Annotated in this window: 20 protein-coding genes; all 20 read left to right on the top strand. The window is 35.6% G+C overall.

Features of this window, described 5'->3' with window-relative positions; genetic code table 11:
* The first annotated feature begins 5 nt into the window (after nucleotides 1-5).
* On the top strand, nucleotides 6-818 hold the full coding sequence (locus BM305_RS17220; RefSeq protein ID WP_092563778.1) for a TIGR03943 family putative permease subunit: 813 nt from the start codon (nucleotides 6-8) through the stop codon (nucleotides 816-818).
* A 23-nt stretch (nucleotides 819-841) separates the two neighbouring features.
* Complete coding sequence (locus BM305_RS17215) at nucleotides 842-1,693, top strand: damage-control phosphatase ARMT1 family protein (protein WP_092563775.1); 852 nt, start codon at nucleotides 842-844, stop codon at nucleotides 1,691-1,693.
* Nucleotides 1,694-1,713: 20 nt separating this feature from the next.
* Complete coding sequence (locus tag BM305_RS17210; RefSeq protein ID WP_092563772.1) at nucleotides 1,714-2,193, top strand: DUF134 domain-containing protein; 480 nt, start codon at nucleotides 1,714-1,716, stop codon at nucleotides 2,191-2,193.
* Between the two features lie 87 nt (nucleotides 2,194-2,280).
* Entirely contained in the window at nucleotides 2,281-2,655 is a 375-nt protein-coding gene (locus BM305_RS17205; RefSeq protein ID WP_092563769.1) for an iron-sulfur cluster assembly scaffold protein, read from the top strand.
* Nucleotides 2,656-2,700: 45 nt separating this feature from the next.
* Entirely contained in the window at nucleotides 2,701-3,195 is a 495-nt protein-coding gene (locus tag BM305_RS17200; RefSeq protein ID WP_092563766.1) for a flavin reductase family protein, read from the top strand.
* A 249-nt stretch (nucleotides 3,196-3,444) separates the two neighbouring features.
* A complete protein-coding gene (locus BM305_RS19555; protein ID WP_092563763.1) occupies nucleotides 3,445-4,227 on the top strand; it encodes an N-acetylmuramoyl-L-alanine amidase in 783 nt (260 codons plus the stop codon).
* Between the two features lie 168 nt (nucleotides 4,228-4,395).
* Nucleotides 4,396-5,811 (top strand): arabinan endo-1,5-alpha-L-arabinosidase, encoded by a 1,416-nt coding sequence (locus BM305_RS17190; protein WP_242940577.1) that lies wholly within the window; start codon nucleotides 4,396-4,398, stop codon nucleotides 5,809-5,811.
* Nucleotides 5,812-5,879: 68 nt separating this feature from the next.
* Nucleotides 5,880-6,812, top strand: coding sequence for an ArsR/SmtB family transcription factor (locus BM305_RS17185; RefSeq protein WP_092563760.1), 933 nt, complete (start codon nucleotides 5,880-5,882; stop codon nucleotides 6,810-6,812).
* A gap of 404 nt (nucleotides 6,813-7,216) precedes the next feature.
* Nucleotides 7,217-9,799 (top strand): alpha-L-arabinofuranosidase C-terminal domain-containing protein, encoded by a 2,583-nt coding sequence (locus BM305_RS17180; protein WP_177214787.1) that lies wholly within the window; start codon nucleotides 7,217-7,219, stop codon nucleotides 9,797-9,799.
* Between the two features lie 15 nt (nucleotides 9,800-9,814).
* Complete coding sequence (locus tag BM305_RS17175) at nucleotides 9,815-10,807, top strand: glycoside hydrolase family 43 protein (RefSeq protein WP_092563754.1); 993 nt, start codon at nucleotides 9,815-9,817, stop codon at nucleotides 10,805-10,807.
* An 11-nt stretch (nucleotides 10,808-10,818) separates the two neighbouring features.
* Complete coding sequence (locus BM305_RS17170) at nucleotides 10,819-12,399, top strand: glycoside hydrolase family 43 protein (protein ID WP_207649508.1); 1,581 nt, start codon at nucleotides 10,819-10,821, stop codon at nucleotides 12,397-12,399.
* Nucleotides 12,400-12,619: 220 nt separating this feature from the next.
* Nucleotides 12,620-15,571, top strand: a complete 2,952-nt coding sequence (locus BM305_RS17165; protein WP_092563751.1) for an extracellular solute-binding protein — start codon at nucleotides 12,620-12,622, stop codon at nucleotides 15,569-15,571.
* 13 nt (nucleotides 15,572-15,584) lie between these two features.
* The gene (locus BM305_RS17160) at nucleotides 15,585-16,511 is read left to right on the top strand and encodes a carbohydrate ABC transporter permease (RefSeq protein WP_242940576.1); all 927 of its coding nucleotides are present in this window, start codon (nucleotides 15,585-15,587) and stop codon (nucleotides 16,509-16,511) included.
* Nucleotides 16,512-16,525: 14 nt separating this feature from the next.
* Entirely contained in the window at nucleotides 16,526-17,398 is an 873-nt protein-coding gene (locus BM305_RS17155) for a carbohydrate ABC transporter permease (protein WP_092563746.1), read from the top strand.
* Complete coding sequence (locus BM305_RS19685; protein WP_272481971.1) at nucleotides 17,399-17,524, top strand: hypothetical protein; 126 nt, start codon at nucleotides 17,399-17,401, stop codon at nucleotides 17,522-17,524. It abuts the gene before it with no gap.
* Nucleotides 17,484-19,499, top strand: coding sequence for a YIP1 family protein (locus tag BM305_RS17150; protein ID WP_242940575.1), 2,016 nt, complete (start codon nucleotides 17,484-17,486; stop codon nucleotides 19,497-19,499). Before BM305_RS19685 ends, BM305_RS17150 begins: the two co-directional genes overlap by 41 nt.
* On the top strand, nucleotides 19,489-21,765 hold the full coding sequence (locus tag BM305_RS17145; protein ID WP_092563740.1) for a DUF5696 domain-containing protein: 2,277 nt from the start codon (nucleotides 19,489-19,491) through the stop codon (nucleotides 21,763-21,765). Before BM305_RS17150 ends, BM305_RS17145 begins: the two co-directional genes overlap by 11 nt.
* Nucleotides 21,762-22,766 (top strand): carbohydrate ABC transporter permease, encoded by a 1,005-nt coding sequence (locus BM305_RS17140; protein ID WP_092563737.1) that lies wholly within the window; start codon nucleotides 21,762-21,764, stop codon nucleotides 22,764-22,766. Before BM305_RS17145 ends, BM305_RS17140 begins: the two co-directional genes overlap by 4 nt.
* On the top strand, nucleotides 22,726-23,691 hold the full coding sequence (locus BM305_RS17135) for a carbohydrate ABC transporter permease (protein ID WP_092563734.1): 966 nt from the start codon (nucleotides 22,726-22,728) through the stop codon (nucleotides 23,689-23,691). The genes BM305_RS17140 and BM305_RS17135 overlap by 41 nt, the downstream gene beginning before the upstream one ends.
* A gap of 69 nt (nucleotides 23,692-23,760) precedes the next feature.
* Nucleotides 23,761-25,269, top strand: coding sequence for an ABC transporter substrate-binding protein (locus BM305_RS17130; protein ID WP_092563731.1), 1,509 nt, complete (start codon nucleotides 23,761-23,763; stop codon nucleotides 25,267-25,269).
* The last annotated feature ends 24 nt before the right edge of the window (nucleotides 25,270-25,293 follow it).

Below are 25,293 nucleotides of genomic sequence, written 5' to 3'. Positions count from 1 at the left end.
GCTGTATGGGTAAGAAAAGAAATGTAGAGGCAGTGATTCAGATTTCTATTTTATTAGGCATTGCGGTTTTATTATTTTATAGTATGATAAGTAAAAAAATTAATGATTATGTGCACCCCAGGTTTTTTCCAGGAATATGGCTGTCTATTTTAGTGTTACTTCTATTTGCCGTCAGTCAGATTTCAAATATAAAGAAAGCCAGACATAATGAAAGTTTATCCCGATATATTCTATTTCTGATTCCCCTTGCAGCAGCCATTATTTTTCCGGCAAATGGCGTGAAAAATGCAGAGCTGATTATTGCAAATGGAAACCGGCAGGAAACTATAGGGGTGACTGAAAATCAAGAAGTGGAAGATGAAGATGTTTTAGATGTAACAGAAGAAATAGTGGAAGAAGAGATGCTGGCAGGTGATGATATAAGCGAGAAGTATGCAAAATATGAAGTGGATGGAGTGACGATTATTCAAGATGATATTTTTGCTGAATGGTTTACGGATACTTATAATAGTTTGGATTTCTTTCTAGGGAAAAGGTATCAGCTTCTTGCACAGGTGTATACCGTTGACGGATTTGCTGAAAATCAGTTTTTGGCGGGCAGATATTTTATGGTATGCTGCGCGGCGGATATGGTAGTATATGGTGTGGCTTGTGAAAGTGATATAAGAAGCCAGCTTACAGATGAAGAGTGGATTACCGTTACAGGGACCATGAGCCAGTGTGATTACGAAGGAGAGACTGTGCCTATGCTTACGGATATAACGATTGAAAAGGCAGAAGCACCAGAAGAGGAATATATTTACTATAGTTATTATTAATGTGGAAAAGGGTGGGAGAATAAATGGAATTATTTCTTGATTGTCTGCCTTGCATGTTGAAACAGGTATTGGAAGCAGCTAGAATGGCAACGGAAGATACACAGCTGCAAGCTCAGATTATGGAAAGGTCTATCGAGATTTTGAAGGAGTATCGGCAGTATAAAAATGCTCCCGACTTAGCAAGGGTAATTCATCATTATATTAAGGAAACTACGAATGTAACAGACCCATATAAAAAACGGAAAGAAATTGATTTAGCAATGGCAGAGAATTGCTACCCCTTATTAAAAGAGTCTTTAAGCAAACAAGAAGACAAGATGTACTGGGCATTAAAAATTGCAGCAGTAGGAAATAATATTGATGCGGCAATTTATAACAGTATTAATATGGAGCAATGTGTCCATCAGGAGCTTGCAAAGGAGTTTGCAATTTGTGATTTGGATCTTTTAAACAAAAAACTAAAAACAGCAAAGAGCATATTAATTTTGGGAGATAACACAGGAGAAACCATATTTGATAAAGTGCTTATAGAACAGCTTACTTCTTATGAAATTGTGTATGCAGTACGAAGTAACCCAATTATCAATGATGTGACACTAGAGGATGCCTATAATTCGGGCTTAATGAAAGTTTCTTATGTGATATCATCAGGGTGTGATGCACCTGGTACTATTTTGGAATATTGCAGCGAAGAATTTATTAGAATTTATCAGAAGGCAGATATTATTATTAGTAAAGGACAGGGGAATTTTGAAACTCTTTCGGAGTCTGGTAATAATATTTTTTTCCTTTTGAAAGTAAAATGTCCTATGATTGCGAGAAGATTAGACGTAGAACTGAACCAGTATGTTTTGAAATATAAGGGAACTAGATAATTTGGAAGAGGAGAATTGACGTGCCAAGACCAACTAAATGGAGAAAAATTGAAAATATACCTGCTATACCGTATTTTATTCCAGCGGAAACGGATGTTACAGAATTGCCTGAAAATATTTTAAAGCTAGAGGAATTAGAAGCATTACGCTTGAAGGATTTGGAAGGGCTGGAGCAGGAAGAATGTGCAGCAAAAATGGAAGTATCTCGTCCTACTTTTCAAAGAATTTTATTGTCAGCCAGAGAGAAAGTAGCAGATAGTCTTGTAAATGGAAAGGTAATACGCATTGAAGGCGGAAATTTTACAAGGAATATTTGTCCTGTTAAATGTACTGATTGTGGGAAAGAATGGTCAGAAAGTTATGAAAATATTGAAATGATTAAACATGGACAATATCAATGTCCTCATTGTGGATCTGTACAAGTTCAATGTATGGAAAGTTGCAAGGGAAAGTTTTGCCACAAGAATTGCTGGAAAAATAGAGAGCGAGAATTGCTTTGATATTGACATATGCCCATAAGTACATTACTATAATAGAGAAGGTTAATTTTTTGTTTGACGTAATATAATAAAAGGCAGGAAAAAAGAATGTATGATAGTTCCTTTACAGATAAAGTGATTGAGCATTTTATGTCACCAAGAAATGCAGGCACTATGGTGGATGCAGATGCCGAAGGAAGCTACGGGGATAAAGACTGTGGAGATTATCTAACACTATTCATTAAGGTAAAAGATGATATAATTGTGGATATACGTTTTTTGGTTTTTGGATGTGTAGCGGCAATAGCTACTAGTAGTATGACAACGGTTTTAGCGAAAGGTAAAACACTAAAAGAGGCTGCAAAAATAACGGACAAAAATATTACAGATGCACTGGATGGTCTGCCAGAGCATAAGTTGCATTGTTCTGTGCTTGGAGCTAGTGCACTAAAAAATGCTATCGAAAATTATTATAAAAAATGAATTGCACAATTCATTTTTTAGTTTTAAAAGTAGGAGGATAAGGAAATGAATAAAAAAGAAGCAAATATGAAATCATGTTTACAGCCAGCACCTAAAGTGCTTGTTTCATGTCGTGGTACAGATGGAGAAGATAATGTCCTTGCAGTAGGTTATTGCGGAAATTGCAGTTATGCGCCGCCTATGGTTATGGTGGGAATTGTTCCAACAAGATATTCCTATCATATGATAAAGGAATCGGGTTGTTTTGTTGTAAATCTTGTGGATAAAAGTTATCAGGAAACCTTTGACTATATGGGAAAATACAGTAAAAGAGACGAAAATAAGCTGGAAAAAATGAACGTAAAGCTGCAGGAATGTGAGAAAATAAATGCAGCATATTTGTCCGATTGCCCTGTCAATATTGAATGCAAGGTTGTGGATTCGATTGTAACTGGTTCCCATGAAATGTTTATTGGACAGGTGGAATGTGTTCATGCCAATGAAGATTCGGTGGATACTGAGGGAAATATTGATTTTACAAAAATTAATTTTATAGGGTAAAAGATAAGAATAGCAGCAAGAAAAAGACTAACTATTTGTTTATATTAGAAATAGTTGGTCTTTTTGATGTAACAAAAGTTATTTTGTCGAATATAATATAGTGAAGTCTAAAATGAGCAAGTTTTTTGTATATTGCAGAATGGAGGATTTTCTATGGAAGAAAATAACGCAGACATACCTGAACTAGAAGAAATTAATGAAGTGGATGGAGAACTGATTTATCATGCAAATGAGGGGGAGGAATAAAATATGGGAAAAAGAGTAATCTGTATTGATGCAGGGCATTATGGGAAATATAATCGTTCACCTGTTGTGAAAAATTACTATGAATCAGATATGAACTGGAAGCTTCATTTATTATTAAAAAAGTATTTGGAGGCATATGGATTTAAAGTAATTACAACTAGAAGCAGTCAGAAGACTGACAGAGGATTATATAACAGAGGATATGCTGCAAAAGGCTGTGATTTATTTCTTAGTATTCACTCCAATGCCTGTGCGAAGGAAAGTGTTGATTATCCAGTTGTATACAGGGCATATGATAATAAAGGAAACAGTAATGAACTGGCGGTTTTGCTGGCAAAGATAATTGAAGATACGATGAAAACCAATCAAAAAGGAAGAACGGCTATTCGAAGAGGGGCGTCGGGTGGAGAATATTATGGTGTATTAAGGGGAGCCAGGGCGGCTGGATTAAGCAATTATTATATTTTGGAGCATTCATTTCATACAAATACAGCAGCTACAAAGTGGCTTTTAGAAGATGAAAATTTAGATAAGCTTGCAGAAGCAGAGGCAGGTGTCATAGCAAAATATTATGGAATCACAAAACAACTTTCTGATACAGAAGAGTATAAAGTAAGAGTGAAAGCAGATGCCTTAAACATTCGTGCAGGAGCAGGAGCAGGATATAAAATTGTGGGGCAGATTAAAGATAAAGGGGTCTATACAATTGTAGATACAAAAAATGGATGGGGAAAACTAAAGAGTGATACAGGATGGGTTTTCTTAAATTATACGGAGAAAGTTTAAGTAAATAAAGCAGCCACTGGGTAAGCAGATTCCTGGGGCTGCTATTTTGGTACAAAAATATAAAATGTTTATTAAAAACTAAAATAATTCTTGAAAAACTAAATAAAAGATGGTATTTTAGAAGAAAGAATATAGAAAGATAATATGGATAGAAAAGGTGGTTTTATTATGGGGAAGAACAGATTTGAAGGGATATGGATGCCAGAAAATCCGAATAGTATGAGATTGAATTTGCATAGTCGAGAAAAGAATCCTCATTTTGAATCACATGATCCTTCTATGATGAAGGATCCAGTAAGTGGGTGGTATTATTCGTATTGTACTGATGCATATATTGAATCAGAAAGGCAGACAGGGATACCCATTCGAAAGTCTGATAATTTAGTACAGTTTAAATATGTTGGAATTGCATTATCAAAAGAAGCAGTGAAGGAAGCTGGATTTAATGGAGAACTGGAACGGACAGAAAGCTTTTGGGCTCCCTATGTTGAATATGTTGAAGGAGAATATAGGATGTATTATTCTGTCACAAGAGCCTTTGGAAGTCCAGAGTCCAGAATATGGCTTGCAGTATCAAAGAATCCAGAAGGACCTTTTGAAAATAGAGGGATTGTTATGGATACGTGGAATTGTGATGTGGAATCTCCTAATGCAATAGATGCGCATGTAGTAAATGATAGAGAGGGAAACAAGTATTTAGTATATGGTTCTTTTTTTGGTGGAATATATATAAAACGGCTTAATAAAGAAACAGGGATGTCATGGGGGGGTAATGCAAAGGAAACGGGTAAATGCATTGCAAAAAAACCTCAGAACAGCTTTATTGATGGACCAGAAGGTGCAGCTATTTTGTACCAGAGGGAAGAAGATTATTTCTATTTATTTTATTCCTATGGCTGGCTTGGTGATACCTATGATATTAGAGTTGGACGTTCCAGGGAAGTAGAAGGACCTTATCTGGATTTTGAAGAAAGAAACCTGGTTGGAGAAGCTTTAGGTATAAAGCTTGCAAATAGTTATCGGTTTTCGGCTGCCAGGGTACCAAATGGTGAAAAAAGCAGATCTGAAAGTGATAATAATTTAACAACAAAATCAAGTTGGAGTTATGACGGGTTTCGTGGACCAGGACATGGCGTTCCTTTTTATGATGAGGATAAGAACCAATATTTTTTTGTACATCATATTAGAGATGGAGCAGAAGATTTATGCAGTCATGAAAAAGACAGAGATTACTACTGTATGCATTATATGATGGTACGCAAAATGGTCTTTGTAAATGGATGGCCATATTTAAGTCCAGAACCTTATGCTGGAGAAGAGGGAGAGAATATCCCAGAATATTTAGCAAATGGAATATATGAAATAATTTGTATGGATGATTGTAATAACAATCTAAAGCATCCTATTATAAGAAAATGTATATATCAGGTTATTCAGGGAACAGATGCTTTGCAGTGGGAAGAACAAACCATTGTGGGAAAACTGTTGAAATGCTGGGATTTTGAAAATTCCTGTCCCTCAGTATGTTTTACTGGACGTGATGACAGAGGAGTTGCATATTGGGCAAAATTAATGTATAATTAGCCGTGATATGGGTTATAAAGATAATAGAGAATAAGGATAAAAAATAAAATAGGATGGGGCGGCTGTAAATGTTACATATAAAAAGTTTGGACGAGGGACTGAATATTTTTAAGGCATTGGGTTCAGATGTCAGAGTTAACATTGTGAAAATTTTATTAGAGAAGAAAGAAATGAACATGAACGAACTTGCTTCTAATTTGAAAATTACAAATGGAGCCTTGACAAACCATGTGAAGAAGCTGGAAGATGCGGGAATTGTACAGGTGGTGTCAGAATATACTGGACATGGGAATCAAAAGGTTTGTCGTGTAAATCTAGACAAAATTTTAATTGATGTGATTTCAGAAGAGCAGGATGATATGCATAATATTTATGATACTGAGGTAAAGGTGGGGCACTTTTCAGATTATATGATATATCCTACTTGTGGGCTGGCTACTAGTGAAAATCTGGTGGGAGAGGTGGATGATCCTAGATACTTTTCACATCCTGACCGAATTAATGCATCGATTCTCTGGTTTACCAAAGGTTATATCGAATATATTATACCAAATCTGCTTCCGGTTTCTCAGAAAATCAATCAGATCACACTTTCGGCAGAGTTAAGTTCAGAGGCGCCTGGGATTAATAATGACTGGCCATCAGATATAAGTTTCTATTTAAATGATGTATGTATAGGAAACTGGACAAGTCCTGGTGATTTTGGTGACGTTAAGGGAATTTTTACACCAGACTGGTGGTTTCCAAACTGGAATCAGTATGGTTTGTTAAAACTAATCGTGATTAATGAAAAAGGGACGTTTATTGATGGATTAAAAATTTCTGATGTGAGTATTGCGCAGTTTAATCTGGATTATCGAAGTACAATACGGTTTAAGTTTGCGGTAAATAACGACGCCCGATATATCGGCGGTCTTACTATTTTTGGGAATAGCTTTGGGAATTATGGACAAGACATTAAAGTCAGAATTAACTATAGTCCCATGCAGCCAGAAATGTAAGTACAAGTTTATTAAAATATTAATTTAGAATTGAAAAGCTAAGCGTATAGGTCAAAAAAACCTATGCGCTTAGTTTTTTTATGTAATAGGAAATTGCTCCGCATATCCTATTACATAAAAAAGCACCCTAAAAAAACAGGGTGCAGGATGATGCGCACTTGTGGGCAAGGAATATTGTGGCTAAAGGACAGCCACATCCACAAGGCGCGGCAAAGTGTGTGTTCCTTATAGATGATTGAAATCGCGAGAGTGTGTGGAACACACACTTTGTTCTGTGATATAGACATGTTAAAAATATATAAAAACATCTTTACGAATAGATAGGCATTTAGTATAATTAAATTAGTTTAGCATTATGTAAAATATTTTTTAATAAAATAAAATACTCATAAGGGGGAATGAAATTGAAAAACGCAGGGAAAGTACTATTTTTTCTTATACTTGTTCTGGTAAGTGTTTTATCTGGATGTAATAATGAAAAGAATAAAAATCAAAATAGCGAAATGGAGGATAAAAGTGTGAATCAATACCAGATCGAAATTAATGGTTTAGGAAGAGGCATTGATGTAAGTGATACCTTGTATGGTCTGTTTTTTGAAGATATCAATTTTGCAGCAGATGGCGGACTATATGCAGAAATGGTAAAAAATCGTTCGTTTGAATTTCAAGAACAATATGCCGAAAATGGTGCTTTGCATGGATATGAAGCAGTGGGTGATGTTGAACTAGAAATTATGAATGAAGGTGGTTTGAATAAAAATAATTCACAGTATATAAAAATTAATAATAATACAGACTCTAAAGGAGGAATTACTAACAAAGGATTTTTAGAAGGTATGTTTTTTCAGAAAAATGCAAAATATGATTTTTCGGTTTATATAAAAAGAAAAGATTATTTTGGGCTACTGACAATCGAATTACTCGATGAAGCTAACCAAGTGGTGGCAGATGGGAAAATTGATTTGAGTCAGAAAACAGAATCGGCTGATTGGGAAAAGTATACTTTATCCATAACGGCTAAACAGGATACTGAAAAGGGAAGACTTTCATTACTGTTAAATAGTTCAGGAACAATAGACATAGATATGGTATCGTTATTTCCACAAAATACTTATAAAAACAGAAAAAATGGTCTGCGTGCAGATTTAGTGGCGATGTTAGAAGAACTTAATCCATCCTTTATCCGATTTCCAGGAGGATGTATTGTTGAAGGAAATCCTTTATCAACTGCTTACAAATGGAAGGATACAATAGGAGACATATCAGAAAGGAAACAGAACTTAAATTTATGGATTGGAACAAAAGAAAATCCGTATTATCAGACATATGGTCTTGGATTTTATGAATATTTTCAGTTATGCGAGGATTTGGGAGCGAAACCAGTTCCAGTAGTGAATTGTGGAATGTCTTGTCAGGCCAGGGCAAATGGGCAGACTGGTACGTTGACAACTGATGAAGAATTAGAAGAATATATTCAGGATGCACTAGATTTAATAGAGTTTTGCCGTGGTGATGGCACTACTGAATGGGGAGCAAAAAGAATTGAAATGGGGCATGAACAACCATTTGATATGGAATATCTAGGTATTGGCAACGAGCAGTGGGGAGAAGAATATTTTAAGCGGTACACTCAATTTGTAAAGGCGATTCGTGAGAAATATCCAGACATTCAGCTGATTACTACTTCAGGTCCAGCATCTGATGGTGATTTATATGAATATGCTTGGAATTGTATTAATAGTCACAATAATGATGAAATGAAATTTGCTAATTTAGTTGATGAACATTATTACAATGAACCAGAATGGTTTTTGCAACATGTATTTCGTTATGATACGTATGAAAGAGAAAATACAGATGTATTTTTAGGAGAATATGCGGCTAAATCCAATACACTAAAAGCCGCCGTAGCAGAGGCGGCATATATGACAGGCTTGGAAAGAAATAGTGATGTGGTCAAACTGGCGGCATATGCCCCGTTGTTTGGAAATACGCTTTCTTCTCAATGGAAACCAGATATGATTTGGTTTAATCAGTCTTCAGTATTTGGAAGTGCTAATTATTATGTGCAGAAAATGTTTATGAATAATGTGGGGGATTATATTGTACCATCTGTTTTAGCGGGTGAAAATATGGGGGGAATATCGGGGTATATTGGACTGGGAACTTGGAAAACATCAGCAGCTTACGATGATATTAAAGTGGTAAATAATGATACTGGTCAAGTGCTTTACGAAACAGATTTTCTGAAAAAGGACAGCCAATGGAAAACCAGCAGTCAAGGTAACTGGGGAATTGTTGAGGAAGATGGAGAAAGTTTTTTTGTACAAAAAAATGACGCATATCCAACGAATGAAGATATTATGGGAAGTGCTGTATATATAGGAACACCTGAGTGGAAGAATTACACTTTTACAGTAAGAGCAAAGAAAATATCAGGGAGTGAAGGCTTTCTAATACCGTTTGCAGTAAAGGATTTGAATAATTTTTATCACTGGAATATTGGCGGATGGAACAATACAAGAAGTGTAGTAGAGCAGGCACTTGGTGGAACCAAGACTACAGTTAGTGAAATAAAAAACATTACGATACGTACTGGTGAATGGTATGAGATTAAAGTGGTGGTAAAGGAAGAACGGATAGAATGTTATCTGAACGATGAACTGTATCATTCGATTGAAGTTAAAAAGGTTCTTCCAGTGTACGAAACTGTGAGTATGGATGAGGAAACTAATGATATTATTATTAAATTGGTAAATTCATCTGAAACAGAAAGCAACATAAATTTAAAAATAAATCAAGTTGAATTAACAGGTAAAGCAACAGTAGAATTACTTACTGGATCATCAGCAAAGGATGAAAATACATGGAAGCATCCTGAGTTGGTAAAAACAGAATTGTTTGAGATAGATGTAAACAATGAATTTATTTATAAGGCACCTGCGTATTCGGTTTCTGTGATTCGAATGCGTATCAGACAGTCATAATTAGGAGGATAAGAGATGAAAACAAATGAAAATAATATTAAATGGACAGAGTATAATAAACCTTTTATTTTAAACCGTGCAGATCCATACATTTATAAGCATACAGATGGTTATTACTATTTTACAGCCTCTGTTCCAGAGTATGATAAAATTATTTTACGACGTTCTAAAACAATACGAGGTTTACAGGAATCAGAAGAAGTTGTTTTGTGGACAAAGCATGAGACTGGTGAAATGAGCAAACATGTCTGGGCACCAGAGTTATATTATTTGGATAATAAGTGGTATATCTATTTTGCGGCAGGAGAGGCGGAAAATATTTGGGAAATACGACCTTTTGTGCTGGAATGTGAAGATGAAAACCCAATGAGTGGAAAATGGGTTGAAAAAGGTAAGATGCAGTGTGATAACGAGGATCCCTTTTCCTTCCAGGCATTTTCGCTGGATGGAACTGTGTTTGAAAGTAAAGGAGAGAGATATTTTGTCTGGGCAGAAAAAGTGAGTGTTGGATTACAAATATCTAACTTATATATTGCTAAAATGGAGAGCCCATACAAGTTAAAAACAGCACAAGTTCTCCTGACAACTCCGGATTATGATTGGGAAAGAGTTGCGTTTTGGGTAAATGAAGGTCCGGCTGTATTAAAAAGAAATGGAAAAATATATGTAACTTATTCAGCTAGTGGAACAGGTGCTTGTTATTGTTTGGGCATGATGATGGCAGATGAGAATTCTGATTTATTAGATCCCCTTTCTTGGAAAAAGTCAAGAAATCCTGTTTTAAAAACAGATAGTGAAAAAGGAATTTATGGACCGGGGCATAACAGTTTTACAAAATCAGAAGATGATAGTCGGGATTTAATGATTTATCATGCACGTCCATATGAGGAGATAGTCGGAGATTCTTTGTTAGATCCCAACCGGCATACCATGATACTGGAAGTGAAGTGGGACGAGAAAGATATTCCAGTATTTGAATATCTGAAGCAAGAAAAAACAGAATTTTAAGGAGGAGAATCATGTTTTATGGAAAAAATTCGATTAAAAAAACAACGTTCAGCCTTCTTGCTGTAGGAATCATTGTGTTGGGGATAAGTGGATGTGATAGCAAGGAAATGAATAATAAAAATACTGCACAATCGGAAGCGGTAACTGAGGCAGCTGAGGAAAGTACACAAAAAACAGAGGAATCAGATTCGCTTGCAGGAATCAAACTAAAAGCAGATGCAAATGAGAAACATAGTTTTGCTAACGTAAGTGTTCACGATCCGTCGGTCATTAAAGTGGATGGAACCTATTATATTTTTGGATCTCATCTGGCTGGAGCAAAATCTACAGATTTAATGAACTGGACACTGCTTTCAACAGGAGTAAATGCTGGTAATACTATTATACCAGATGCTCCTGTGGAATTAGAAGATGCGTTAACGTGGGCGCAGACAGATACATTATGGGCACCTGATGTCATTCAATTGCAGGATGGAAGATTTTATATGTATTATTGTGCCTGTAGGGGAGACAGTCCTTTATCCGCGCTGGGAATAGCAGTATCAGATAATGTAGAAGGTCCTTATAAGAATCTTGGAATCATATTGAAATCAGGAATGGGCAGTGATATAGAAAGTGAAGATGGCGGCATTTATAATGCAGCGGAGCAGCCCAATGTAGTAGATCCTTGTGTTTTCTTTGACAAGGAAGGAAAACTATGGATGGTATATGGCTCGTATTCAGGAGGTGTATTTATATTAGAATTGAATCCAGAAACAGGGTTTCCGCTGGAGACAGGCTATGGAAAGAAATTATTGGGTGAAAACCATCTTCGCATTGAAGCACCGTATATTATTTATAGTCCAGAATCAGAGTACTATTACATGTTCTTGTCATTTGGCGGATTGGCGGCGGATGGAGGGTATAACATTCGTGTCTGCCGTTCTAAAACTCCAGATGGACCATATTATGATTCGGCAGGCAATGATATGATTAATTGTAAAGGGCCTGCTAACACTGTTTTTGATGATACAGCAGCAGCTGAATTTGGTGCTAAAATTCTTGGAAATATTAGCTTTCAATGGCTAGAGGGCGAAAACGGAAAGTTAAGAAATGGATATGTATCCCCAGGTCATAATTCTGTAGCATATGACGAAGAAACAGGTAAATATTTTATGATTTTTCATACAAGGTTTGAAAATAGAGGAGAAGCCCATGAGGTCCGGGTTCATCAGTTGTTTTTAAATGAAGATGATTGGTTTGTAGCTGCACCATATCGTTATATTGGTGAATCTTTAGAAGTAATTCAAGATACAGAAGTAGTTGGAACGTACAAGTTAATCAACCAGATGAGAGATATTTCAAGTTTCATTAAGAAATCGGTTTTGATTTCATTGAATGAAGATTATACTGTTACAGGAGAGGTTTCAGGCCAGTGGAAATTATCAGGTGATAATCAAATGGAAATTACACTAGGAAAGACAGAATATAAAGGGGTATTGTTAAAACAGTGGGATGAATATGGCTTGAAAACAGTACTGACCTTTTCTGCGTTATCAGAAGATGGAACATCTATATTAGGCAGTGGATGTGAAGCAGTCACAACTAATTAGTTGTTTGGATTAATATAAATTACTATAGTTTTTTAAATGCAAACAAAAGTGGATGTTCAAAATATATATAATGTAGAAAGTACTTATTTAAAAAATGTGCAAAACGACTAAATAACTTGTACGTACCAATTGACGATGTGGTATAAATGTGTTAAAATTAAATTAATTTAAAAATACCTAAACAATTTGCAAAAAGCTTGCTAAGAAATGGAGGAAGGGTATGGGGAAAAAAAGAGTTTCACATGCAATAGCTTTACTGCTGGTTATAACCATGTTGATTATCAGCTTACCTGTTGGGTATATGAACAGGGTTGCAGCAGAGGGTAGCAATAACACAACTGCATCGTCAGCGTATACAAGTGAAATATTAAACCAAAGGTATACATATGTTAGCCAGACGTATGAGACAAGCCCTTATCATGGGGAGGTCATAGAGATACCAATTGGTCAGGCATATAATAAGGATGGAGAACTTCAGATAGCTACAGATTCTTTTGGGTACAAAAATGACGCAGTTCAAATGAATATTGGGCAAAAAGGAGAATTTGTAGTTGAGGCTCCTGAAGCAGCAGTTTATTATATTAGTTTTGATTATTTATCTTATGATGAAGCAATTTTGCCAGTAGAAATGTCCATGAAAGTAAATGGAGTATATCCTTTTTATGAGGCTAGAAGGCTGGTCTTTGAAAGTCTTTGGAAGGATAATGAAGAAAAATCTTATGATCGATATGGAAATCAAATAGTAGCTGTTCCAGAAAAAATGAAGGAATGGAATAACAAATATGTAATGGATGCAAGTTACAGGTATTCTTTACCATTAGGGGTACAGCTGAAAAAAGGCACTAATGTGTTAGAACTTGCTGTTTCAGAAGGAAATATTCTGATTGGAAATATATATTTAAATCCAGAACAGAACATACCAGAATATTCTGGTTCTGAGAAGGCAGCAGGAGAACAGTGTTATGAAATACAGGCAGAAGAACCTTTATACCGAAATGATTCTTCAATTCATGGTATTTGTGAGTACGATGTAAATCTGACACCTTATGAAATTGACAGCAGAGTGCTGAATACGATTGATGGGACATCGTTTAAGGATGCGGGACAGACAATAACTTATGAACAGGAAGTAGAGCAGTCTGGATATTTTAATATTGCTTTAAATTATAGGCAGAGTGACAAGGCTGATTTTCCAGTGTTTATTAATGTGAAGATAGATGGTAAGATTCCCAATACTGAGTATAAAGATTATCCATTAAATTATGATAAAAGCTATAAAATGACAACCTTACAAGACAATGACAACAATAAGCTTTCTGTTTATCTGGAAAAGGGAGTTCACACTATTTCTTTTACTATAAGCATAGATCCGATTCGATATGTATTGGAATCTGTAGAAGGAATTATGTCAGAAGTAAACAACCTGTCGTTGGAAATAGTAAAAGTTGCAGGAACTAACAAAGATAAGTATCGTGATTTGGATATGGAAGCTTATATTCCAGGGGTAGGACAACAGTTAATTGATTATGCGGATATACTGGATTCTTTAATGGAAGATGCAAGGGTTTATAGTCCTGGAAAAAGTAAAATAGGTGCTTTTTCTCAAATTTCAGTTGCGTCTTCACAATTAAGAAGTTTAGGTAAAGAACCTGATAAACTGCCGTATCGAATGGCTGAATTGGCTACAAGTGTCAATTCTGTCAATACATTTTTGGCAAATCTACTTGATGGATTAAACAAAAATAAATTATCAGTAGATCGAATTTATTTGTATCAGGAAGGGGCAAAACTTCCTAAAAAAATTGGCTTTTTTAGAGCTGCTGGAATGAGTATAAAACGATTTGTATCATCCTTCTTTAAGCAGGATTATTCTGCAAGTAATACAAATCAAGAGCATTTACAAATTTGGGTAAACCGTTCAAGACAGCATTTGGAAATAATGCAAAAAATGATTGACGAGCAGTTTACAGCGGAAACGGGAATAAAGGTTGACTTATCCTTGATGCCTGACCAGAACAAACTGGTTCTCGCCAATGCATCAGGAGATGCGCCAGATATTGCTACTGGCATTAACTATGCAATTCCATTTGAATTGGGAATTCGTGGGGCAGTTGAAGATTTAACAAAGTTTGAAGATTTTTCAGAAGTTGCAGGAAGGTATTCTTCAGGATTATTAGTACCAGCAACAATTGAGGACGGAATTTACGCTTTGCCAGAAACAAGAAATTTTTGGGTTCTATATTATAGAAAAGATATCTTAGAAAAGTTAGATCTGGAAGTGCCGGATACGATGGAAGATGTAAAGAATATGCTTCCTGAACTACAAATGAGAGGATTAAATTTTTATTATCCTACAGCAGGCATGTTGGCAATGAGAACTTTTCATGGTACGACACCGCTGCTTTTTCAGCATGGGGCAAGCCTGTATGGTGATTACGCAGGTGATACAACGATTAACAGCGAAGAAGCAGTAGCTGGTTTTGAAGAACTTACAGAGCTTTTTACTATTTATAACTTACCAAAAGACATTCCAAGCTTTTACCAGCATTTTAGGAATGGAGATTTGCCGGTAGGTATTGCGGACTATTCAGTTTATAACCTGCTTACCAATGCTGCGCCTGAAATCGCAAATTCGTGGGGGATTGCTGTGGTACCAGGTGTTGTAGATGAGAATGGAGAAGTACTCCGCTATACATCAGGAGGTATGGAAAGTACCGTAATGTTTAAGTCGGATGATGAAAGAGAAGAAAAAGCTTGGCAGTTTATGAAGTGGTGGTCTAGTGCAGAAGTTCAGGCAGAGTATGGACAAACACTGCAAATCACTTACGGGGATGAATATATCTGGAGTACTGCTAACACAGAAGCCTTTCAAAGTCTTCCTATTAAATCCGAGGATAAAAAGGTGATTGTCAGTCAGGATGAATGGATTATGGAAGCACCAAGAATTTTCGGTTCATATTTGGTGGAACGGGAAATCAGCAATGCATACAATGCAATTGTAGTACAAGGTAAAGATTTAAGAATAACACTGGATAATTCAGTAAAGCGTATTAATCGGGAAACAGAACGGAAACTGGAAGAGTTTGGATATCTGAAAGATGGAGAAGTATTGAAACAATATAAAATTCCAAACAATGAAACCGTTGAAGAAATATTGAAAAACAATGAGTAAGGGGGTAGAAAGGTTGAGTACCAAGAAGAAAACGAAAAAAACAAAAATTGGACAACATGAAAGCGGTAATAAGACGGCATATGCTTTTCTGGCACCTTACCTGATTTTGTTTTTAACATTTATAATTATTCCTACGGTTATCGCAATTGGTTTGTCTTTTACAAATTTTAATACAATTGAAATGCCAAGTTTTAAAGGGTTTTTAAATTATGTAAATCTATTGACCAGAGATGATATTTTTATGGAATATGTACTGCCTAATACAATTTTATATGCTTTGATTGTAGGACCAGGGGGATATATTTTGTCTTTCCTGCTGGCATGGGCATTAGCTCAGCTTCCAAAAGTTCCAAGAACCATTCTTGCATTAATATTTTATTCACCAAGCATGACTTCTGGTGTTGCAATGACGGTATTATGGAAAATTATTTTCAGTGGGGATCAGACTGGTTATTTAAATAGCTGGCTGATGCGGCTGGGTATTATAACAGAACCTGTTATCTGGTTGATAGATGCAAGGTATCTGTTGCCTATTGTAATTGTTGTGGCGCTATGGAGCAGTATGGGAGTTGGATTTTTGGCCATGCTGGCTGGAATTTTGAATGCAGATGAATCTCTATATGAGGCAGCAGCCATTGATGGGGTGAAAAATCGTTTTCAGGAGATGATTTATATTACCATTCCTACTATGAAGCCTCAAATGTTATTTGGTGCTGTAATGGCAATTGTAGGTACCTTTCAGAATGGATTAATTAGTGTTCAGCTTGCAGGAATCAATCCGACACCAGGTTATGCAGCACAGTTAATTGTAAACCATATTGAAGATTATGGTTTTATCCGGTATGAAATGGGTTATGCCGCAGCGGTTTCAGTTGTATTACTGGGAATTGTTTATTTCTTTTCAACCGTTTCTAAAAAGCTGTTTCAAGAAAAGAATTAGAGAGGAGGCGCAGTATGGCAGGATATAAGGGTAGTAATATTAATCCCCAGAAGTTTGAACGTGGACAGCTTAAAATTATAATAGCTATATTACCATTAGCACTTTTCATGCTATTACCAATTATTTTTATAATTTGTCACGCATTTAAACCAATGGACGAGTTATTTGCATTTCCACCAAAGTTTTTTGTTTCAAGACCTACACTGGATAATTTCACAAAACTTATGAAAGCTTCTCAGACGTCTGGAATACCACTAAGCCGGTATGTATTTAACAGTATCCTGGTAACAATTGCAGTAGTAGGAGGTTCTATTTTACTGTCTACCATGTCTGGATTTGCGTTGTCAAAACTTAAATTTAAAGGGAAATTCGCCATTATGGAAGTGAACAATATGGCATTAATGTTTGTACCAGTTGCAGTAATGATTCCTAGATATCTGACAATAAATGTACTTGGTTTAACTGACACTTATCTAGCTCATGTTTTGCCACTGCTGGCAATGCCAGTCAGTCTGTTTTTGGTAAAACAGTTTATTGACCAGGTTCCAGATGCCTTAATTGAAGCGGCTTATATGGATGGTGCAGGAGACTTAAGAGTATATTTTAAAATTATTATTCCACTGATTAAACCAGCGATTGCGACTTCGGCTATTTTAGCCTTTCAACAGGTTTGGATAAATGTAGAAAGTTCAAATCTTTATGTAAGTTCAGAAGGATTTAAAACCTTAGCATTTTATATGAATTCGCTGGCTTCGGCAAACAATACAGTTGCAGGTCAGGGAGTCGCAGCGGCAGCAGGATTAATTATGTTTATTCCAAACTTTTTACTGTTCATTGTGTTACAGAAAAGTATGATGAATACTATGGCACATTCTGGTATTAAGTAAATGAGACAAACTAGAGTTGGATTGATTATCAGACGTGCGGAAGGCGCACAGATGGGAGTTAAGTATGAAGAGGAAATTAAGCGCGTTGTTATTGCTTATAATTACCTGTATCGTAACTGGTTCTGAGATTTCCTATGCTTCTACACCATATAAAACCTATACAATTGATGGTTATGGATATGTTACAGAGACGCAAAGCGCATATATGCCAGATGCTTCTATTACAAAAGTAGGTGAGGATGCATTGCTGTCACCTTCGGATATGGTTGTAACAGAGGATGGCTTTATATATATTGCAGATACTGGAAGCAAGAAGGTGTTAGTTTCTGATTTAGAAGGTAATTATATAAGAACGATTGGAGAAGGAGAATTAACTGCTCCGACTGGTATTTATGTAACAAAGGACAAAACACTTTATGTTGCAGATAAGGATGGCAAAAAAGTAGTTGTATTTGATGAAGAAGGAAATAAAATACAGGAATATGGAAAGCCAGATCATCCTTTATATGGAGAAAGCATGGATTTTAAGCCACAAAAGCTTGTTGTGAATAAAAGTGGCAATATGTATATTATATGTGAAGGAAACACCAATGGTATTGTACAGATAGCTCCAACCAATGGAGGAACATTTATTGGGTATTTCGGTACTAACTATACATCGGTTAGTTTGTTGGAAGTATTTCAGAGAGCTATTTTTACCGATGAGCAAAAGGCTAAAATGCTAAGCAAGCTGCCATCTACCCCAACAAATCTTTCAATAGATGAAAGTGGACTGATTTATACAGTTACTCAGGGAGATTATCAGTATACGCTAAAGAAACTAAATATTGCGGGCAGTAATTTAATCGTACCAGATGCCTATGATGAGCTGCCGGCGTCTGTAACAACAGGAGCATATGATAACATTTATGTTGCATCCCAAGATGGGTATATTTATGAATATAATAGTGATGGTGAGTTACTATTTGTATTTGGTGGTCGAGATGATGGACGTGGCAGAATTGGTTTATGTGACAAAGTGGCAGCAATTGGAGTCGATAACGAAAGTAATCTGTATCTGCTGGATGCAGAGAAAAAACAAGTACAGATTTTTAAACCCACTGAATTTACAAACCTGCTTCACGAGTCATTGTTCCTATATGAAAAAGGAAGATACACAGAAAGTAAAGAACCTCTCACCCAGGTTTTGGAAATGAACAGTTTGTTTGATTATGCCAATAAGGCAATGTGCCGTGCTTATTTACAAGAAGAAAATTATGGTGAAGCTTTAAAGTACGCCAGGTTAGCAAAGGATTTTGACGGATATTCAGATGCCTTTTGGGAAGTCAGAAATCAGTGGATACGTGATAATTTAATTTTGTCAATGGGTGTTTTGATTTTAGTTTTTGCCTGTGTTCAGGTGTTAAAAAGGCTGCAAAAGAAAAAGGGCATTTTTAATCCATTACAAAAAAAAGTAAGAGGATTTTATGACAGGCTTCTGGTAAAACAAATGGTTTATTCACGTTATTTTATGAAGCATCCTGTAGATGGCTGCTATGGTGTAAAGAGGGAACAAAAAGCATCCTATTTATGTGCAAATCTTATTTTACTTGGTGTTATTATTTTAAGTATTATTGGTAAATACGGATGTGGTTTTCTACTAAAAACAGTCCGGGATGGCCAATATGATTTAATTGGTGATGCAGGTACCGTGATAGTTATCTTCTTAATGTTAATTGCCTGCAACTACTTGATGTGTACAATTAATGAAGGAGAAGGTACCTTTAAACAACTTTACTGTGCTTATGCGTATGCATTGACACCATATATTTTTATAAAACCTATTGTTATTCTGTTAAGTAATGTGATTACGTATAGTGAAGTATTTTTAGTACAGCTGACAAACTACATTATGATAAGCTGGATTGCAGTTCTCCTCTTTATTGCGTTAAAAGAAATAAATGACTATACAATCCGCAGCACAATTAAAATACTTTTGTTAACTATATTTACTGTACTTATTGCTGCATTGCTTATATTTATTATTTACATTTTATTCACGCAGGTACTTGAATTCGTAGTGACAATTGCTGGAGAGGTGGTGTATCGACTTGAAACGTAAAGGGAAAACAATAAAATATCTGTTTGTTAGTATATTGTTACTGGTTCTGATTGGAGCTGGAGTTTTATATAAAACCATAAGCTCAGATAAGGTGCAGAATAAAAAAGCAGAGTTTATAAATATTGTAGAAACAGCCGGGGCAGAGGATGCCAGAGAGTCGGAACCAAATCCATTTAAAAATTCCAATCAAACAATAAAAGAACATAGATTAATTGCAGAAACTGAGGATTACCAATTATATCTTCAAGAAAATACATTATCAGTTATTATTGTGGATAAGACTACAGGAGCAATGTTGGAATCAACCGCAGAGGATGATGGGAAAACCAATGAATCATGGAAAAATTTTATGCAGTCAGGTATTGTGCTGGAAGTAATTGACAATGTTTCTACACAATTGACCAGAGTAAGTCTTTTAAATGAAGCAGAGGTGTCAGTGTCCTTAATTGGAGATGGTTTTCTTGCAGAAATATCCTACGAAAAATATGGATTTAGCTTAGAAGTTAAGGGTACATTGACAGAAAAAGGGTTTACCGTGACGATACCAGATTCGTCCATTAAAGAAACTTCAGAACAGTATAAAATAGGTAACATATATGTGTACCCGTTTATGGGAAATACTTATTTAGGGGAACGGCAGGGATATATGTTTATTCCAGATGGAAATGGTGCATTAATATATTTGGAAGATAACGAAGGAAAATACAGCTCTGGTTTTTCTCAAAAGGTGTATGGTGAAAATATTGGATTTGATGAATCTTATGTGCTTTCACTGTTTTGGGATAAGTTTCAGACCGTAAACAACTCGGAGTATATTATGGCACCTGTATTCGGGATGGTTCACACAGATACAAAGCTTGGGTACCTGGGAATTATCGAAGAAGGTTCATTTGATGCAGCTATAGAAGCATATCCTAATGGTGCATACACAGATTACAACTGGATTACTTCAAAGTTCAGGTTGAGACAGGTGTATGTTCAGCCAACCAGTAAATCCGGTGGTTCCACTACTATAGTAGAAAAAGAACGTACCCACAGTAACATTCGGGTAAGATTTGCATTAGTTCGTGAGGACGAAGCCAATTATGTGGGGCTTGCTGAAAAATACAGAGCATATTTACTAGAGGATGCTGGTTTAGCAGAAAAAGAAGATGACTTTAAGATACGACTTGATATCCTTGCTAATGATGTAGAAAACTGGATGATCTTTAAAAAAGATGTTCCTGTAACTACAACTAAGCAAGTAAAAGAAATAATCGAAGATCTTAACAAGCAGGAGGTTACAGATATATTAGCTGTGTACCGTGGCTGGCAAAAGGGAGGTCTATATAATCTTCCTGTTACCAAATACAAGGCCGACAACAGTATTGGTGGTACAAGTGGTGTAACCAGACTGGTAGAAAGTATGAAGGATATGGGAGTGGATTTCTATTTGTACCAAGATGCACTAAGAGCAAACCCAGATACGAGTAATACAACCTTTAACGTTATTAAGAAGATGGATAAGAGATTATTTGAAGAAGATACGTATAAAGATGTGTATGAAACAATGGTTTATCTAACTCCTTCTAAGACTTTAGAGAATATGGACAGTCTGATGCAAAGCTATAAAAAAGAAGGGATTGACAAACTGGCGGTTTCTGGTGTAACCAATGAGCTTTTCTCTTATACCTATAGTGGTCAGACATATAATCGTTTGGAAACAGCAAATACCTACGCGAGAATGTTTGAAACATTAAATGGAACCATGGATTTAGTATTGGAAGAACCTTTTGCTTATTTGTGGAAATACGCATCTGCAATTAATAATATTCCTACTGGGTCTTCGGATTACATTTATACGGATCAAGATGTGCCGTTTTTATCCATTGCTTTAAAAGGGGTTATCCCGATGTATGGGGACTATATCAATTTTGAGGCGAACAAGCAGAAATACTTTTTGGAATTAGTAGAAACAGGCATCTATCCATCCTTTTACCTGACGTGGGAAGATCCAGTCAAGTTATTATATACTAATTCTTGTGATGTATACTCATCTAAGTATAGTGTATATAAAGATGAAATAATAGATTATTATCAAAAACTAAAAGAAGTAAATGAAGCGGTAAAAGGTGCTTATATTACGGAGCATGAAAAAATGTCTTCTGGTGTTACCATTGTTTCTTATAGTAACGGTATTAAAATTTATGTAAATTATTCTGAACAGCAGAAAACGGAAGAGGGTGTATCCGTAGAAGCAATGTCATATAAGGTGGTGAAGGAATGAGTAGAGAAAAAGTGAAAAAATTAAAACCTGGCCGCCTTAAGAAACGAGAAGGACGTGTTGGATATCTGTTTGTACTTCCTTGGATTATAGGAACTTTGCTTTTTGTAATATATCCCCTTATCCAGTCCTTCCAGTATGCCTTTTATAAAATTAAGATGACACCAAAAGGAAGGATATTAACTCCAGTTGCTTTAAAAAATTATTTGGATATATGGCAAAGAGATGTGGAATTTCCAACTGCTTTAACAGGATACGCAATCAATACCCTTCTGGCAGTTCCCGTTATAGTAGTATTTGCTTTAATCATTGCATTACTTTTAAATAGTAAAATCCGGTGGAAGGGTTTGTTCAGACTAGTATTCTTTCTGCCGGTAATCATTGCAAGTGGTCCTGTTATGGGACAGCTGGCAGAGCAGGGCGCTGCATCTATACCAGCAATGAATGTAACTATGATTTATCAAGTACTAGATCAATATCTGCCAGGTATGTTGGCACAGTCAATTACAGATTTATTTAGTAATATGATTATGATTTTATGGTATTCGGGTGTTCAAATTCTTATTTTTCTGGCAGCAGTACAAAAAATAGACACTTCTTTATATGAAGCTGCCAAAATAGATGGAAGTTCGTTGTGGGAAGAATTTTGGAAGATAACACTACCTACTATTAAGCCAATGCTTTTGCTAAATGCTGTGTATACAGTTATTTTCTTATCCAATAACGAACAAAATGAAATTATTGTATTAATCCAGAGTGCTATGTTTGATGTCAGTCGTGGATATGGATACGCTTCAGCCATGGCATGGATGTATGCTATTATTGTAACTATTCTGGTTGCTGTTGTAGCAGTTCTCTTTATTGTAAAGAAGGATATTTATGAAAAGAAAGCAAAGTCATTTAGAAAAATGCAAAAACGCCAAGAAAGGGCACTGAAGAAAACACGCAGGAAGGGGGAACGGTATGAAAGAAAGAACAGGAATAAAAATGCCAGTCTTCAATAGAGATAAATTCCGAAAAGTTATGTTAGGCTCGAAAGACAAGCAGGGAATAGGAAAGCTGGGAATTATTTATTTATTACTAATTTGTATTGGGTTTGTTTACTTATATCCACTGTTGTATATGATTAGCCGGAGTTTTATGCCAATTGATGATTTACTTGATACTTCCGTTAATTGGCTGCCTAGTAAGTTTTACCTTACCAATTATGTAAATGCGGCAAAATCCATGAACTTTTGGAAAACGTTTGTACAATCAGTAATAATTGCAGGCATCCCCACTTTACTGAATGTTGTTATGTGTTCGATAATCGGATATGGTTTTGCAAGATATGATTTTAAAGGGAAGAAGATTATGATGGCTATTTTGATTTTTTCTTTTATTCTTCCTCCCCAGGTAACTATGATGCCAAACTATGTATGGTATTCTGATTTGAAAATTCTCAATTCCTTAAAAGCATTTATTTTTCCAGCTTTTTTAGGACAAGGACTAAAGAGCCAGATTTTTATATTGATTTTTTATCAGTTTTTTAAGCAGGTACCCCAGGCATTAATTGAAGCCTCAAAAATAGATGGTGCAGGACATTTTAAAGCTTTTGTAAAAATTGCAATACCATCTGCGGCACCAGCAATACTTGTTGTATTTCTCTTTTCCATTGTATGGTATTGGAATGAGTCTTATTTAACACAACTATATGTTTGCGGTGCCGTATCAAAAAGTGACTGGACTACGTTGGTTGTATCATTGAAAAACTTTGCAGATACTTATTCAGCTCAAGCCAGTGTATCAGGAAACAGCATGTTAAGTCTAAATGAATCAATAAAAATGGCGGGTACCATGTTGAGCATTTTACCATTACTGATTATGTATTTTATATTACAGCGTCAATTTGTAGAAAGTGTTGATCGCACAGGTATTACAGGTGAATAATCATATTTTTTATCATGAAAAATATGAGTAGTCATAAATAATTTTTATAAAAAATAGGAGGAGATTTTTATGAGAAATATGAAAAAAATGATAAGCTTGTTGATGGTTTTAACATTATCAATTACAATGTTTACAAGCTGTGCAAAAAGTACTGTAAAAGAAGAAGATACCAATGACACAACGGTAACAGAAACTGAGGCAGCAGAAACAGAAGCAGCGACAGAAGAACCAGCAGGTTTACCAGAAATGACAACTGAGAATATTACACTTACTTATGTGCATTTTGACAATGCGACATTGGTTCCTTATCTGGCTGAGAAGTTTATGGAAAAGTATCCAAATATTACAGTAGAAACGCAATACTATCCAGCAGATGCAGAGTACAACAATACATTACTTAACATGGTAAATAACGGTGAAACACCGGATTGTATGATGATTCTTGGTAATTGTGATTTTGCTTTATCTAACCAATTACTTGGGGATATGACAGAATACTGGGAAACAGATCCAGAAAGTCAAAATGTTTTACCAACTATTAATGAAGCAAAAATGGGGTATTATGGAACAGATAAAAAGTACGCTTCACCTATGAAATTCTTCCCAGATGCAATTTATGCAGATATGGCAGTTTTTGATAAATTAAATGTTGAAATGCCTTCTACTGATTGGTCTTGGGATGAAATGATTAATTCATTTAAAGCGGTAACATCTCCAAGTGATGGAATTTATGGATTTAATCAGTTTCATTCTATCGTAACTTACTATCCAGTAGCCGCTGATCCAAATTGTATTGGTGAATTTGGATGGGACGGAACGTCATTCCATATGGAAAACTGGGCAAAAGGTGTGAATCAGTGGGCTGAATTAGTAAATGGTAAATATCATGCTCCATATTTTGATACTGATGAAAATGAAGCTTGGCTGGGAGACAGAACAGCGTGGGCTGGTAACTCAGGAAAATTAGGATTTCAATTAGATGCATGGTGGACATATCTTAACTTATTTGATACAGATGAGTATAAAGCAAAAGGTATTGAGTTTGTACCTTATACAACACCAGTAGTAGAAGGTTCTGGTTCTAAAAATGTATTTGGTGTACTTGATTTTGGCGGTATTTCATCAGGAACAGAACATCCAAGAGAAGCATATGAATTATTAAAATGGATGGGATGGGGATCAGAAGGCTGGAAATACAAGCTGGAAGCTTACAGCACATTAAAGGATGAAGCAGGAGTAGATATTTTCAGACAATCTATGCCATTGCCTATTACTTTAGACGAAACAATTTGGGACGGAATCAAAGCGTTCTATCCATCAGCAGAAAAAGAAAATGCAACTGAGGAAGATTTGAAATATGGTCCATATTTTGATGCATTCTTTGAAAAGTGTATAAATGTAATACCATTTGGTGATACACAAATTCCTGGATTTGTAAACTTTATTGCTGAAGCTTATGCAGGGATTGAAGATTCAGTTCGTATAGATGGAAAAAATGCAGCGGATTATGCAGCTGAGTTAGAAGAAAAAGCAAACACATATAATCAAGAAGCTATGACAGCTTGTTTTGGTGAATAGAAATACTATAGTGTCCATTATGCA

The organism is Anaeromicropila populeti (assembly GCF_900112775.1).
Lineage (GTDB): Bacteria > Bacillota > Clostridia > Lachnospirales > Lachnospiraceae > Anaeromicropila_A > Anaeromicropila_A populeti.
The sequence above is the reverse complement of the archived record's forward strand: the minus strand, read 5'-3'. Positions and strand labels throughout refer to the sequence as shown.